Below are 15,237 nucleotides of genomic sequence, written 5' to 3'. Positions count from 1 at the left end.
ACGCCAGATCTGGAGACTGTTACCGCGTAACAGTTCAGGCAGCGGCGATCTCGTGGCCAGCCATCAGTTCCAGCGCCCGCACCATCGCCGAATGATCCCAGCCCTTGCCGCCATGGGCGGTGCAGGCCGAGAACAATTGCTGCGCCACCGCCGTGCTCGGCAGCGACAGGCCAAGCGAGCGCGCGCCCTCGAGCGCGAGATTGAGATCCTTCTGGTGCAACTCGATGCGGAAGCCGGGATCGAAATTGCGCTTCACCATCCGCTCGCCGTGCACTTCGAGAATCCGTGAGGAGGCAAAGCCGCCCATCAGCGCCTGCCGCACCAGCGCCGGATCGGCGCCGGCTTTCGACGCAAACAACAGCGCCTCGCTCACGGCCCCGATCGTCAGCGCGACGATGATCTGGTTGGCGACCTTGGTGGTCTGCCCGTCGCCGTTGCCGCCGACGCGGGTGACGTTTCTGCCCATCTTGTCGAAGACCGGCTTCATGGTGACGAAAGCCCGCTCCGGGCCGCCGATCATGATGGTGAGGCTCGCTGCCTTGGCCCCGACCTCCCCGCCCGACACCGGCGCGTCGATATAGTCGGCACCCAGCGCTTCGATCTTCTTCGCGAACTCCTTCGTCGCCAGCGGCGAGATCGAGCTCATGTCGACCACGATCTTGCCCTTGGAGATCCCGCTGGCGACCCCGTCCTGGCCGAACAGCACGGCCTCCACATGCGGGGTGTCAGGCACCATGATGATCACCGCATCCGCCTCCTCCGCGACCTCCTTGCCGGACATGCAGGGAATGCCGCCGGCCGCGATCAGCTCCGGCGCAACGGGCGCGACGTCATGCAGGAGAACGCGATGGCCCGCCGCCAGGAGGTGGCCGGCCATCGGCCGTCCCATGGTGCCAAGTCCGATGAAGCCGATGTCGATCATAACAAATCCTCTATCATTACAGCGAAATCGATCCGCGGGTTCGGTGCACCTCTCCCGCGTGCGGGAGAGGTCGGCGCGAAGCGCCGGGTGAGGGCTTTCTCCGCTGGGGGATTTTCTCGGCGCACCTAAGAAATTCCCGTCGCGGAGATACCCTCTCCCCCGCCCTCTCCCGCACGCGGGAGAGGGAGCGCACCGTCGTCATGGCTGCATTCAGGTCTCAAATGTCTGCGCGGCGTGCCAGGACAGGCCTTCCAGCGTCGTGGTGCGCGGCTTGTATTCGCAGCCGATCCAGCCGCGATAGCCGATCGCGTCGAGGTGACGGAACAGGAAGGGATAGTTGATCTCTCCGGTGCCCGGCTCGTGCCGGCCGGGATTGTCGGCGAGCTGGATATGGGCGATCTCGGGCAGATATTCCTGCATGGTGCGGGCGAGATCGCCCTCCATGATCTGCATGTGGTAGATGTCGTACTGGATGAAAAGGTTGTTCGACCGCACCTCCGAGATCAGCTGCATCGCCTGCTCGGTGCCGTTGAGGAAGAAGCCGGGAATATCGAGCGTGTTGATCGGCTCGACCAGCAGCTTGATGTTCTCGCGGGCCAGCGTCGAGGCGGCAAAGCGCAGATTTCCGACCAGCGTCTCGTTCAGCTCGCGCGGATCAGCATCGACAGGCGCGATGCCCACGAGGCAGTTGAGCTGCTCGCAGTCGATCGCCCTAGCATAGTCGATGGCGCGAAACACGCCGTCACGGAACTCGGCGGTGCGATCGGGCAGGATCGCGATGCCGCGCTCGCCGCCCGCCCAGTTTCCGGCCGGCAGATTATGCAGCACCTGCGTCAGGCCATGGGCTTCGAGCTGCTCGCGCAGCTGCGCCTTGTCGAAATCGTAGGGAAAGAGATATTCGACCCCGGAGAAGCCCGCCGCCTTCGCCGCTGCGAAGCGGTCGAGGAACGGCATCTCGTTGAACAGCATGGTGAGGTTCGCGGCGAATTTGGGCATGATGCTCTCCCTATTCCGCCGGCTGCAGCACGCCGGGCCTGACGGTCCCGACTTCGTCGAGCGGCAGGTCCAGCACCTCCTCGAACTCGACGATGTTGTCGATCTCGGTGCCCATGGCGATGTTGGTGACGCGTTCGAGGATGAACTCGACCACGACAGGTACGCGGTGCTTGGCCATCAATTCGCGCGCGGTCGCGAATGCGGCCTGTGCGTCCTTCGGATCGATGACGCGGATCGCCTTGCAGCCGAGGCCCTCGGCGACCGCGACGTGATCGACGCCGTAGACGCCGATCTCGGGCGCGTTGATGTTCTCGAAGGAGAGCTGGACGTGATAGTCCATCTCGAAGCCGCGCTGGGCCTGCCGGATCAGGCCGAGATAGGAATTGTTCACGACGACGTGGATGTAGGGCAAATTGAACTGCGCACCGACCGCGAGCTCCTCGATCAGGAACTGGAAGTCGTAGTCGCCCGACAGCGCGACGATGTCGCGATCCGGGCAGGCCGCGCGCACGCCGAGCGCGGCGGGCAAGGTCCAGCCGAGCGGCCCGGCCTGCCCCGCATTGATCCAGTTGCGTGGGCGATAGACGCCCAGAAATTGCGCGCCGGCGATCTGCGACAGACCGATCACGGTGACGTAGCAGGTGTCGCGACCAAAGGCCTTGGTCATCTCCTCGTAGACGCGCTGCGGCTTGATCGGCACGTTGTCGAAATGACTCTTACGCAGCATCGTCTTCTTGCGATCGCGGCAGGAAGCGGGCCAAGCCTGGCGCTCGCGGAGCCTGCCCGCCCGCCGCCACTCCCTGGCGACGGTGACGAACAGCTCGAGCGCGGCCTTCGCGTCCGAGACGATGCCGAGATCGGGATTGAACACGCGCCCGATCTGCGTCGGCTCGATGTCGACATGCACGAATTTGCGATCTTTGGTGTAGGTCTCGACCGATCCGGTGTGGCGATTGGCCCAGCGATTGCCGATACCGAGCACGAAGTCGGATTCCAGCATGGTGGCATTGCCGTAGCGGTGGCTGGTCTGAAGCCCGACCATGCCGGCCATCAGCACGTGATCGTCGGGGATCGCGCCCCACCCCATCAACGTCGGCACGACGGGCACGTTGGCGATCTCGGCGAATTCCACCAGCAGGTCCGATGCATCGGCGTTGATGATGCCGCCGCCCGCGACGATCAGCGGCCGTTCGGCCGCGTTGAGCATCTCCAGCGCCTTCTCGACCTGCTTGCGCGTGGCAGTGGGCTTGTAGACCGGCAGCGGCTCATAGGTCTCGTCGTCGAACTCGATCTCGGCGAGCTGCACGTCGAGCGGCATGTCGATCAGCACCGGCCCCGGCCGACCTGAGCGCATCACATGAAACGCCTGGCTGAACACCCGTGGCACCAGCGCCGGCTCCCGCACCGTCACCGCCCATTTGGTCACCGGCTTTGCGATCGACTCGATGTCGACCGCCTGAAAATCCTCCTTGTAGAGCCGCGCCCGCGGCGCTTGTCCCGTGATGCAGAGGATCGGGATGGAATCGGCGATCGCCGAATACAGCCCGGTGATCATGTCGGTGCCCGCCGGCCCCGAGGTTCCGATGCAGACGCCGATGTTGCCGGCCTTGGCGCGGGTATAGCCCTCCGCCATGTGCGAAGCGCCCTCGACGTGTCGTGCCAGAATATGGTGGATCGAGCCGCGCTTCTTCAGCGCCGAGTACAGCGGATTGATCGCAGCCCCGGGAACTCCGAAAGCGGTCGAGATGCCCTCTCTCTCCAGAATTCGAACGGCTGCATCGACGGCTCGCATTTTCGCCATATCGGACCTCGCTTGGTTCAGTCAGCGAGCGAGATCATCGGTTGCGCGGGAGCCGATCTCAACGAGATCGATTTTATTTTCCACGATGCGGCAGCCGCAGAGATTTTGCGGCAAGCTCAATCGGTTAGATACAGGAATGCGTGAAAGCGGCTCACTCGAACAGCGGCGCCAGCTCCATCTGCGGCACCAGCACGAGGCCCTTGTCGGTGATGCGAATTTCCGGAATGACCGATAGCGGAATCAAATTGAAGCCCATGTAGGGGATGATGCAGCCGGCCTCGGCCCATTCCGTCTTCAACGCCTTGACCTCGTCGGCCACCGCTGTGACGCGCTTGTCGGACAGCAGGCCCGCGATCGGCAGCGGAACCAGCGCCCTCACCTCGCCGTCCGCGACGACGCAAACCCCGCCCTGCTGCTCCTTGATGGCCGCAATGGCAACTTGCATGTCGCCCTCGTTGGTGCCGGCGACGATGATATTGTGGCTGTCGTGGCCGACGCTGGAGGCGACTGCGCCGCGCTTGAGGCCAAAATCCTTCAGCAGGCCATGGGCAACGTTGCCGGCCGATTTGCCGTGACGCTCGACAACAGTGACAAAGCACAGGCCGTACCGCGCGAACAGCGACGGCCAGTCCTTCGCGGGCTCGATCGCGACCTTCTCGTGGATCAGCGTAATGCCCGGCAGCGCCGTCTTGATCGCATTGACGGTGCAGGCCTTCGCCGGCAGCTCTGGCGTCAGCTTCATCGTCTCCGGCAGTTTGACGGTGGCGTAAGCAGCCTTCGGATATTGATAGCGCTGCGACAATGCCTGATCGAGACGCGACGTGATCTTGCCATGCTCGACTACGAGCTCACCGCCATACCAGGTGCATTGCGGCTTCAGCTGATCATCCATCAGCACGAGATCGGCGCGGCGGCCGCCGCCGAGCCCGCCGATGTCGTCATCCATGCCGAAGCGCGTCGCCCCATGCAGCGAGCCCATTGACCAGGCCTGCTCCGGCGACATCCCCGCCTTCACGGCTTCGCGCACCACCCAGTCGAGGCCGAACAGCAGCAAATCGTCGGCGTCGCGGTCGTCGGTGCAGACCGCCGTGCGCTTGTGCGAGGCCCCGAGCTCGGTGATGGTCCGGATCGCCTGCGGCAGCGAATGCCAGGGCGTCGTCGGCGGCCCGCCGCGCAGGAACACCCAGACGCCGGCATCGAGCAGATCGTCGGCGATGTCGCGGTCGATCGCTTCATGCGTGTCGGTGACGCCACTCGCAGCATAAGCCGCCACGAATTCGCGCCCGTAGACATGGCCGGACACCGGACGTCCACGCTTCAGGGCGGCCGCGAGGATCGCATGGCTGCGCTCGTCGCCCATCGTCACCGGCACGAAGTCCATCTTCTCGCCGAGCGCCACGGCTTCGGGCCAGCGATCGAACAGACCTGCGATCTTGTCCGGCGTGAGATCACCGCCGGCCGTCTCGAGTTCAGCCGATGTCGCAGGAACGGTCGAAGGCACCGTCAAGAAAATCGAGAGCGGCGCCTCGCGCGCGTCCTCCAGCATCGCCTCGACGCCGGCGACATCCATGACGTTGCCGATCTCGTGGCTATCGCAGAAGATCGTGGTGGTGCCGTTGAGCAGCGCGGCCTCGGCATAGGCGCAGGCCGTCACCATCGAGGATTCGATGTGGATGTGCGGATCGACCAGACCCGGCGCTATGATACCGCCGGCGGCATCATAGGTCGCGACGCCGCTCCACGCCTTCTTCGCTGCTCCGCTCGGCTTCACGGCGGCGATGCGGCCGCCGGCGATCCAGATCTCGCGGTTCGCGTGGATGCGCTCCGAATAGGTCGAAAGCACCCGGGCGCCAGTGACGACGAGATCGGGCGCAAGGCGCGCGGAAGCGACGTCGGCGAGGCGGCGCGTCATGCTGTGCAGCGGCGCGACGGAAAAACGGGTGAGCTTGGTCATCAGGACCCTCGCTAGCTGTGGGCTTGGCAATGCTCGCGCCGCTCTCCAAGCGGGGCAAGAGCATTAAACAGTACGCCTGCTTGCGCATTGGGCAAGAGGCCTCCCTGCTCCCAAAGTTGATGGATAGAAGCCCTGCATGCAATCATTGTATTGTGGAATCGAGAAACGAAGTTCTGCCAAATACTGAAGCTATTACATGAAGCTGCAGCAAGAACACTCCGGTGATGATGTTTCTTCTATTTTCAGAACAAGTTCTCTGACCAGTTTGGCGTTAGCAGCGGCATTCAGCTTGACGACACAGCTCATCACCTTCAGCGTTGATGGAGATCTCGCGCGAGCGGAAGATTCACCCTCAGCCAGGATCCTTTCGGCCTGTCGTGTTCCGCCGAGCGAGGCGCTCGGAGAAATTCGAAAGACGTCGCCCGAGAGCAAGAAGGGCTACACCTTCATCTTGGCTGCCACGCGGTTCAAGTTCACAGGTGACTACGACCGAGCCATCGAACAGATTGAGCAAGCCATCAAGCTCAATCCGGAAAACCCGCGGTTCTATGCCGAGCGGGGTGCTGCCCGTGCAGCGAACCACCAGTTAAGCGAGGCCAGGGACGACCTCGATCACGCCATCAGACTGGACCCCAGTTCATCCGTTGCCTTTCTCGAGCGGGGGGCGCTCTACACGAACATGAGCGAATTTGACCGTGCCATCGTGGACTTCGGCGAAGCTATCAAGCTCTATCCCGGCAATGCTCGCGGCTACCTACTTCGGGGTTCTGCCTTCTTGGATATGCGAGAGTATGACCGGGCGATCGAAGATATCGACCAGTCGATCAAATTGGATCCCTTGTGTCCGGCCGGCTTCAATGCAAGGGCTCTTGCCTACGAGCTGAAGGGTTGGCGCGATCTTGCTCTGGCCGATTACGATAGGGCGATTGAACTCGATCCGTCCCCCGGAAATGCGGTCGTCTTCATACGTCGGGCTTACTCTTATCGAGGAAAACGAGACTACGATCGCGCCATTCAGGACCTCAGCCAGGCGCTGAAACTCGAGCCCCGAAATGCCCGGGCGCTGAATGGCCGCTGCATCGTCCGTTCGATCGCGGGCGCCTTTGACGAGGCCCTCGCCGATTGCAATGACGCCTTGCAGATACGACCTCGCGATGCCTTAATTCTCGATAGCCGCGCCCTTTCTTCGCTTTTGAAGGGAGCGCTCGACGATTCCCTGGCCGACTATGACGCTGCACTCCGCATTGACCCGCGACTTGCCGTCTCGCTGTACGGGCGTGCGATCGCCAGGCGCCGCAAGGGCGACATCGCTGGCAGTGAAGCCGATCTTGCAGCGGCACAAGCCATTAGACCGAATGTGTCAGATTACATGGCGCGATACGGACTCAACTGACACAGACCTCATGGATGCCAGGTCGGCCGGGGACGTGTCATTGCAGTTTCGTCATTCCCTAAACCCGTCCTTGGCGCGAGTTCCGCCGTCTCCGCGGCGGTTCGGCGGTAGCCTTGACCCGAATTCGCACCGATCCGCCTTTCGGTTGCTCCTCAAGTTCGAAGGCATTCGTCTTCCGCACGAGGTCGCTCAGCTTGCGCGAACCAAAGGTCCTGGAATCGAAATCGGGCGCCAGCGCGATAAGTCGTTTTCCCATTTCGCCGAGATCGACCCAGCCGTCCTCGCTCTCCATCTGGGCAATGGCCTTCTTGATCGTGGGAGTGGCTACATCCGGCGGCTGGAGCGGCTGCGGCTTGGAAGCGGAATCTTGGTTGTTCGCGGTACCGCCGCGCAGATTCTCTGTATAGACGAATCTGCGACAGGCCTGCCGAAAGCTCTCCGGCGTCTTCTGCTCGCCGAAGCCAAAGACATCGATGCCCTGCTCCCGGATGCGGGCGGCCAGACGGGTGAAGTCGCTGTCGGATGACACCAGGCAGAAGCCATCGAACCGGCCACTGTGAAGCAGGTCCATCGCGTCGATAACCAGCGTGATGTCTGATGCATTCTTTCCGGTCGTATAGGCGAACTGCTGTTGCGGGATGATGGCATGCTTCGAAAGGATATCCGCCCAGGCCTTGGATCGGGCATTGGAGAAATCGCCGTAGATGCGACGAACACTGGCCTCACCGATCTTGGCAATTTCCTCGAACAGTCCATCCGCGATTTTCGCGGAGGCATTGTCGGCGTCGATCAGGACAGCAAGACGAGGCGAACGAACTTCCGACGGCATGAGGTGTCCCCACGAGATGGACGCAGCATCAAGCGATGCGTGCGTCGAAACGACTAATCCTCGTTCGCCTTGAACCGCCCCAGCCCCTTCAGGACGAAGGGCGCCAGCAGCGCGATCAGCGCGACGGCAAGCAGCGTCGCCGAGATCGGGCTCTGAACCAGCGTCATGGGATCGCCGAGGCTGATCGCGAGCGCGCGGCGCAGCTGGCTTTCGGCGATCGGGCCGAGGATCAGGCCGACGACCACGGGCGCGATTGGAAAATCGAACCGGCGCATCAAAAAGCCGAGCACGCCGAAGCCTGATAGCATCGACAATTCCACCACCGACGGCTTGGCGGCGATGGTGCCCATGGTCGCGAAGACGAGGATGCCGGCATAGAGCCAGGGCTGCGGAATCGCGAGCAGGCGCACCCACAGTCCGACCAGCGGCAAATTGAGCACCAGCAGCATGCAGTTGGCGATGAAGAGGCTCGCGATCAGACCCCACACCAGATCGGGTCGCTCGGCGAACAGCAGCGGCCCCGGGTTGAGGCCGTATTGCTGGAAGCCCGCCAGCATCATCGCGGCCGTCGCCGAGGTCGGCAGGCCCAGCGTCAACAACGGCACCAGCGTGCCGGCAGCAGAGGCGTTGTTGGCGGCTTCCGGCCCCGCGACGCCTTCGATCGCGCCCTTGCCGAATTCTTCGGGATGTTTGGTGAGACGCTTCTCGGTCGAATAGGACAGGAAGGTCGGGATCTCCGCGCCGCCCGCGGGCAGCGCGCCGATCGGAAAACCGAACATGGTGCCGCGCAGCCAAGGCTTCCACGAGCGCTTCCAGTCTTCTTTCGTCATCCACAGCGAGCCGCGCACCGGCTCCAGCTTCTCCTCGCTGTGGTGGCGGCGGGATGCGACGTAGAGCGCCTCGCCGACCGCGAACAGGCCGACCGCAAGCGTCGTCACCTCGACGCCGTCGAGCAGCTCAGGCACGCCGAACGCGAGCCGCGCCTGCCCGGTCAGCTTGTCGATGCCGACGAGACCCAGCGTCAGGCCGATGAACAGGCTGGTCAGGCCGCGGATCGGGGAATCGCCGAAGGTCGCCGACACCGTGACGAAGGCGACGCACATCAGCGCGAAATAGTCCTCGGGGCCGAAGCGCACGGCGAAATCGACCAGCCACGGCGCCAGAAACGCAAGCCCGATGGTGGCGATGGTGCCGGCCACGAACGAGCCGATCGCGGAGGTCGCGAGCGCCGGCCCGCCGCGGCCGGCCTTGGCCATCTTGTTGCCTTCGAGCGCGGTCGCCATCGAAGCGCTTTCGCCGGGCGTGTTGATCAGGATCGCGGTGGTCGAGCCGCCATACATGCCGCCGTAATAGATGCCGGCGAACATGATCAGCGAGCCGCCGGGATCGAGCTTGTAGGTGACCGGCAGCAGCAGCGCCACCGTCAGCGCCGGACCGATGCCGGGCAGCACGCCGACGGCGGTGCCGAGGAACACGCCGATCAGCGCATAGAGCAGGTTCATCGGCTGGACGGCAACCGCCATGCCGTGAGCCAGCGCCGCAAAAGTGTCCATCACAGCAAACGCTCCAGCGGGCCGGCCGGCAGGCTCAGCGTCAATAGCCGGTCGAACGCGAGATAGATGAGCGTCGACATCACCAGCGCGATGATGCTGTCGACGAGGATGGCGCGGCGCCCGAACGCCGCCGATGTCGTCACGAACAGCGCCGAGGTCGCCAGGATGAAGCCGCCGCCAAAGCCGATGATGGCGATCAGCAGCGCCAGACCGACCAGGATCAGAAGCACCGGAACCGGATCGGCGCTCTCGCGCGCGGGCAGATGGCCGCGCAACGCGTCGATCAAATTGCCGATCGCGAGCAGCCCAAGGCCGCTGGCGACCACGACCGGCATCGCCTCCGGCCCCATGCCGTACATCGCGGTTGATGACAGGCCCCGCGCGTCAAAGACCAGCACGGCGGCGAGACCTGCGAGCAGCGCAGCGATGACGACGCCGGCGCGATCGACGCGCCGCGGCGGCCGGGCAGGATCGCCCGAGGTCATGATTTGACCAGGCCGACCGACTTCAGCACGTCGGTGACCCGCACGGTTTCCTTCTTCAGGAAGTCGGCGAAGGCATCGCCGCCGAGATATGCATCATCCCAGCCCTTCTGCTTGAGGATTTCCTTCCAGGCATCCGACTTCACCATCTTCTCGACCGCATCGCTCAAGGTCTTGCGCTGCTCCGGCGTGATGCCGGGAGGCGCGACGACCGAACGCCAATTGGCGATCACGAGGTCGATGCCTTGCTCCCTAAAGGTCGGGATATCGCTGCCCGGGATGCGCTTCTCCGAGGTCACGCCGATCGCGCGCAGCTTGCCGGACTTGATCTGGCCTTCATATTCGCTGAGGCCCGAGATGCCCGCGGTGACCTTGCCGCCGAGGATCGCGGCGAGCGACTCGCCGCCGCCGGAGAACGGGATGTAGTTGATCTTCTTCGCGTCCGCGCCGACCGCGCCGGCGAACAGCGCCGCCATCACATGGTCGACGCCGCCGGCCGAGCCGCCGGCAAAAGTCACTTTGGCGATGTCGGCCTTCACCGCGGCGGCGAGATCCTGCGCCGTCTTGATCGGCGAATTTGCGGGCACCACGATCACCTGGATCTCCTCGGTGAGGCGCGCGATCGGCGTCACCTGTTCCAGCGTCACCGGCGACTTGTTCATGGCGAGCGCACCCACCATGACGAAGCCGTTGACCATCATCTGGTTGCCGTCGCCCTTGGCACCATTGACGAACTGGGCAATGCCGACGCTGCCGCCGGCTCCGGGAACGTTGGTGACCTGCACGCTGCGCGCCACACCGGAGGCCACCAGGGCCTGCTGCATCGAGCGCGCGGTCTGGTCCCAACCGCCCCCCGGGGCCGCCGGCGCCATCAGCTTGAGCTCGAGCGGCTGGGCAAGGGATGGCGTCGCTGCTGCGAGGGTCAGCGCGACAGCTGCACCGGCAAGGCGCGCGGAAAATTGGAACATGAGGACGCTCTCCAGGCTCATGCGGACGTTTGCCGCATTGTGTCGTTTGGTCGCATATCAGCTAAAACGGCCGATGCTGTCCAGCGACAGCGCCCAGATTCCTGCGCTTTAGCGGGGCGTCGGCATCACCCCACCCAGCGCGAGGGTCAGCTCGCCGGCGACCTCGCGCACGATCTGGCCCACATCCGGCAATCTGTCGTCGGTCAGGCGGCTGGTCATGCCGGAGACGGAAATCGCCGCGAGCGGCTCGGCACAGTCGTTGTATACCACCGCAGCAATGCAGCGCAGGCCCATGCAGGCTTCTTCATCGTCGAGCGCAAAACCCTGCCTGCGGATCCTTTCGAGCTCCTTGAACAGATCGCTCGGCCGCACGATCGACTTCTCGGTCAGGCGCGGCATGCCGTGATGGCGGATGACGGCGCCGACATCCTCGTCCGAATACGTCGCGAGCACCGCCTTGCCGACGCCCGATGTCACCATGGGGACACGGCCGCCGACCTGGGTCAGCGAGCGCATGATCTCGCGGCTCTCCATGCGGGTCAGAACGATGATGAATTCGTCGTCGACGACGGCGAGATTGGCGGTCTCGCGGGTGAGATCGCGCAGCTTGCGCAAGTATGGAATCGCCTGCGTCGAGAAGTTGCGCCGCCGCGCAAAGCTTGCGCCGACAGTGAAGGCGCGCGAGCCGACGTGCCATTTGGATTCGGCGCGGTCGAACTGCACGAAGCGACGGCTTTCCAGCGTCGCGAGCAGGCGATGCACCGTCGAGGCCGACAGGCCGGTGCGGATCGCGAGATCGCTGAGGCGGTAGCCTTCGTCGTCCTCGGCCAGCGTTTCCAGGATGGAGAGCGCGCGGTCGACGGACTGCACACCGCCGTCGCGGACCTCATGATCGGCCTCCGCAGCCGATTTGGGCTCGAGCGATTTGCGCCGGATCACGTTCTTGTTCATCGCGACCTGCATTCGTTCTTTCCCTCGCCCCGCTTGCGGGGCCGCGACGAGCTTCGCTCGCGCTGAGAGGGTCAGGGTGAGGGGGAGTCTCCGCGGGGACGGTTACAGTTGCACTCGCGAGAGTCCCCCTCACCCGGAATTTGCTGCGCAAATTCCGGCCTCTCCCCGCAAGCGGGGAGAGGCGAAGATCGTCAGAGCAGCCCTGCCCCGCGCGCCCATTTGTACTTGGCACCCAACACCTCGACCGGAAGTTCGGTCGAATACGCGTAGGCCGGGATGCCGTTCTGGTAGAGATATTCGGCGGCTTCCTCGACCTCGACGTCGCCGGCGAGCGAGGCGACCATCGGCTTCACGAAGCCCTTGGCCTCCATCTCTTTCTTCACCTCGACCATGTTACGGGCGAACACCATCGGCGGGGTGACGATGGTGTGCCAATAGCCGAGGATCAGCGAATGGATGCGCTCGTCCGACAGGCCGAGCTTCACGGTATTGACGTAGGTGATCGGCGGCTCGCCGCCGGTGATATCCACAGGATTTCCGGCAGCACCAAACGGCGGGATGAACTTGCGGAAGGCCGCATCCAGATCCGGCGGCATCGACATCAGCGACAGGCCGTTGTCGACGCAGGAATCCGACAGCAGCACGCCCGAGCCGCCGGCACCGGTGATGATCAGGACGTTCTCGCCCTTCGGCGTCGGCAGCACCGGCACGCCCCGGGCGAATTCGAGCAATTGCCGCAAGCTGCGGGCCCGGATCACGCCCGATTGTGCCAGAACGTCCTCGTAGATCTTGTCGTTGCCGGCGAGCGCGCCGGTGTGCGAGGACGCCGCCTTCGCGCCCGCCGAGGTGCGGCCGGCCTTGAGCACGACGACCGGCTTCTTCTTGGAGACGCGCTTTGCAGCCTCCGCAAAGGCGCGGCCGTCCTTGAGGTCTTCGCAGTGCTGCGCGATCAGGTTCGTGTTCGGATCCTGCTCGAAGAAGGCGAGCAGATCGTCCTCGTCGATATCGGACTTGTTGCCAAGGCCGACGATGGCCGACACGCCCATTTTCGCCGAACGCGAGAAGCCGATGATGGCCATGCCGATGCCGCCCGATTGCGACGACAGCGCGGCGTGACCCTTGACGTCGTAAGCCGTGCAGAAGGTCGCGCAGAGATTGGCAGGCGTATAATAGAAGCCGTAGATGTTCGGCCCCATCAGGCGGATGTCGTACTTCTTGCCGACCTCGACGATCTCGGCCTGCAGCTCCGGCGCGCCGGCTTCGGCAAAGCCCGACGGAATCAAAACCGCGCCGGGGATTTTCTTCTCGCCGCATTCGGTCAGCGCCGCCGCCACGAACTTGGCGGGGATCGCGAACACCGCGACGTCGATCACGCCGGGCACGTCCTTGACGCTCTTATAGGCCTTGTAGCCGAGGATCTCGGCGGCCTTGGGATGGATCGGATAGATGTCGCCCTTGTAGCCGCCGTTGATGAGGTTCTTCATCACGGAATTGCCGATCTTGCCGTCCTCGGCGGAGGCGCCGACCACGGCGACCGCCTTGGGCTGCATGATGCGGTTCATCGCCGCGACGATCTCCTCGGTCGGGCGGGGCTTCGGTTTCGGCACATAGGCGAAGTCGACGACGATGCGGACGTCGGCGGCGGTGGCGCCCTTCGGCGTCGCGAATACCGGATTGAGGTCGAGCTCGACGATCTCAGGGAAATCGGTGACGAGCTGCGAGACCTTGACGATGACGTCGGCGAGCGCCGAGCGGTTCACCGGCTCCCCGCCGCGCACGCCCTTCAGGATCTCATGCGCCTGGATGCCGTCGAGCATCGACAGCGCGTCTTCCTTGGTCGCCGGCGCGAGGCGGAAGGTGATGTCCTTGAGCACCTCGACCAGCACGCCGCCGAGGCCGAAGGCCACCAGCTTGCCGAACGAGCCGTCGGTGATCGAGCCGACGATCACCTCGGTACCGCCGGCCAGCATCTGCTGCACCTGGACGCCTTCGATCTTGGCATCGGCCTTGTACTTCTTGGCGTTGGACAGAATGGTCTCGTAGGCCTTCTCGGCCTCGTCCGCCGTCTTGAGGCCGACGATGACGCCGCCGGCCTCGGTCTTGTGGAGAATGTCCGGCGAGACGATCTTCATCACGACCGGGAAGCCCATCGAAGAGGCCATCTTGCCGGCTTCACCCGCCGACTTGGCCACGCCCTCCTTCGGCACCGGAATGCCGTAGGCGTCGCAGACCAGCTTGCCTTCCGGGGCCGTCAGGCTGGTGCGGTTGTCCGCCTTGACCTGGTCAAGCACCTTGCGGACGGCATCTTTGGAATTGGACATCTGGCTTCTCCCTTGACCTCAGTTCGTTCTTTTCAAAGCGCGCGCGTGGTTGCGGCTGCCCGTGATGCTTGCCATTCGCCGCGCTCTGTTCCATGTCGCGGGCCGGAGCGGCATCAAGCCTGAGATTACTCCACCGCCCTGGATCAAAAATGGCTGGCGATGGCATTTGGTATGCCAGAAGCCAACTTGTCAAGCTGCTGCATCACTTAGAACGCCGCAAAAAATCGCCGCCTTGACATTCTGGCATGTGGTATGCCAAAAACTTTCCTGTCAATATTCCTGTAAAAGACGACTCCCCACTGGAGGAGATTCGTCGTGTCACTACGGAAACCAACCAAGGCGTTGCCGAACATGGCCGAGGCAGACATCGCAATCGTTCGTATTGCCCCGGAGAGCAGCTTCAAGAACAAGGCGTATGACGCCTTGAAGGAAGCCATCCTCAAGATGGACATCTACTCGACGCCCGAGCCGGTGATGCTCGACGAGCGCGCGCTGTCCGAACGCCTGGGCGTCAGCCGCACGCCGATCCGCGAAGCGATCGCGATGCTCGAGCAGGACGGTTTTGTGAAGACGGTGCCACGGCGCGGCATCATGGTGGTGCGCAGGACCAAGAGCGAGATCGTCGACATGATCCGCGCCTGGGCGGCGCTCGAGAGCATGGCCGCCCGCCTCATCACCACCACCGCGCGCAAGAAGGACATCACCGCACTGCGCGACTTCTTCAAGGATTTCGGCAAGGACCGCCTGCCCGAGGACCATGTCGAGGAATATTCGCGCGCCAACATCGCCTTCCACCAGGCGCTGATCTCGCTGTCGGAATCGCCGGTGCTGGTCGATCTCACCAACGACCTGCTGCTGCACGTGCGCGGCTATCGCCAATTGACGATCGGACGCAAGGACCGCACCGCGACCTCGCTGCCCGAACATCTTGCGATGATCGAAGCGCTGGAAGCCCGCGACACCGAGCTCGCCGAGAAGCGCGCCCGGGACCACACCCTCGGCCTTGCCGCTTATGTCGAAGCGCACGGCCAGGAACTTTTCACTTAGACCATTCACCAGAAGGGCGA

At 63.9% G+C, this 15,237-nt stretch carries 12 protein-coding genes; 2 read left to right on the top strand and 10 right to left on the bottom strand.

Annotated elements, in window-relative coordinates; all coding sequences use genetic code 11:
• Positions 1–34 precede the first annotated feature (34 nt).
• The 4 genes from DCM79_RS29670 to DCM79_RS29655 all read right to left on the bottom strand — a co-directional run bounded on the left by DCM79_RS29670 (position 35) and on the right by DCM79_RS29655 (position 5,673).
• Positions 35–922, bottom strand: coding sequence for a 2-hydroxy-3-oxopropionate reductase (locus DCM79_RS29670; RefSeq protein ID WP_257177591.1), 888 nt, complete (start codon positions 920–922; stop codon positions 35–37).
• A 210-nt stretch (positions 923–1,132) separates the two neighbouring features.
• A complete protein-coding gene (hyi, locus tag DCM79_RS29665) occupies positions 1,133–1,918 on the bottom strand; it encodes a hydroxypyruvate isomerase (RefSeq protein WP_257177590.1) in 786 nt (261 codons plus the stop codon).
• A gap of 10 nt (positions 1,919–1,928) precedes the next feature.
• Complete coding sequence (gcl, locus tag DCM79_RS29660) at positions 1,929–3,719, bottom strand: glyoxylate carboligase (protein ID WP_257177589.1); 1,791 nt, start codon at positions 3,717–3,719, stop codon at positions 1,929–1,931.
• 151 nt (positions 3,720–3,870) lie between these two features.
• Positions 3,871–5,673: an adenine deaminase C-terminal domain-containing protein gene (locus DCM79_RS29655; protein WP_257177588.1), complete on the bottom strand. Its 1,803-nt coding sequence runs from the start codon at positions 5,671–5,673 to the stop codon at positions 3,871–3,873.
• 196 nt (positions 5,674–5,869) lie between these two features.
• Between DCM79_RS29655 and DCM79_RS29650 the strand changes: the two genes are divergently transcribed.
• Positions 5,870–7,066, top strand: coding sequence for a tetratricopeptide repeat protein (locus tag DCM79_RS29650; RefSeq protein ID WP_257177587.1), 1,197 nt, complete (start codon positions 5,870–5,872; stop codon positions 7,064–7,066).
• A gap of 58 nt (positions 7,067–7,124) precedes the next feature.
• Here the strand turns inward: DCM79_RS29650 and DCM79_RS29645 are convergent, their stop codons facing one another.
• From DCM79_RS29645 to DCM79_RS29620, 6 genes are all read right to left on the bottom strand, one after another.
• Positions 7,125–7,895, bottom strand: coding sequence for an NYN domain-containing protein (locus tag DCM79_RS29645; RefSeq protein WP_257177586.1), 771 nt, complete (start codon positions 7,893–7,895; stop codon positions 7,125–7,127).
• 53 nt (positions 7,896–7,948) lie between these two features.
• Positions 7,949–9,448, bottom strand: a complete 1,500-nt coding sequence (locus tag DCM79_RS29640; protein WP_257180887.1) for a tripartite tricarboxylate transporter permease — start codon at positions 9,446–9,448, stop codon at positions 7,949–7,951.
• Entirely contained in the window at positions 9,448–9,933 is a 486-nt protein-coding gene (locus DCM79_RS29635; protein ID WP_257177585.1) for a tripartite tricarboxylate transporter TctB family protein, read from the bottom strand. The genes DCM79_RS29640 and DCM79_RS29635 overlap by 1 nt, the downstream gene beginning before the upstream one ends.
• Positions 9,930–10,898, bottom strand: a complete 969-nt coding sequence (locus DCM79_RS29630; RefSeq protein ID WP_257177584.1) for a tripartite tricarboxylate transporter substrate binding protein — start codon at positions 10,896–10,898, stop codon at positions 9,930–9,932. The genes DCM79_RS29635 and DCM79_RS29630 overlap by 4 nt, the downstream gene beginning before the upstream one ends.
• Before the next feature lie 108 nt (positions 10,899–11,006).
• Complete coding sequence (locus DCM79_RS29625; protein ID WP_257180886.1) at positions 11,007–11,849, bottom strand: IclR family transcriptional regulator; 843 nt, start codon at positions 11,847–11,849, stop codon at positions 11,007–11,009.
• 191 nt (positions 11,850–12,040) lie between these two features.
• The gene (locus tag DCM79_RS29620; protein WP_257177583.1) at positions 12,041–14,170 is read right to left on the bottom strand and encodes an acetate--CoA ligase family protein; all 2,130 of its coding nucleotides are present in this window, start codon (positions 14,168–14,170) and stop codon (positions 12,041–12,043) included.
• A gap of 351 nt (positions 14,171–14,521) precedes the next feature.
• Between DCM79_RS29620 and DCM79_RS29615 the strand changes: the two genes are divergently transcribed.
• Positions 14,522–15,217, top strand: a complete 696-nt coding sequence (locus DCM79_RS29615; protein WP_167380903.1) for a GntR family transcriptional regulator — start codon at positions 14,522–14,524, stop codon at positions 15,215–15,217.
• Positions 15,218–15,237: the final 20 nt, after the last annotated feature.

The organism is Bradyrhizobium sp. WBOS07 (assembly GCF_024585165.1).
Classification (GTDB): Bacteria; Pseudomonadota; Alphaproteobacteria; order Rhizobiales; family Xanthobacteraceae; genus Bradyrhizobium; species Bradyrhizobium japonicum_B.
This window is presented reverse-complemented; position numbering and strand designations above follow the sequence as displayed.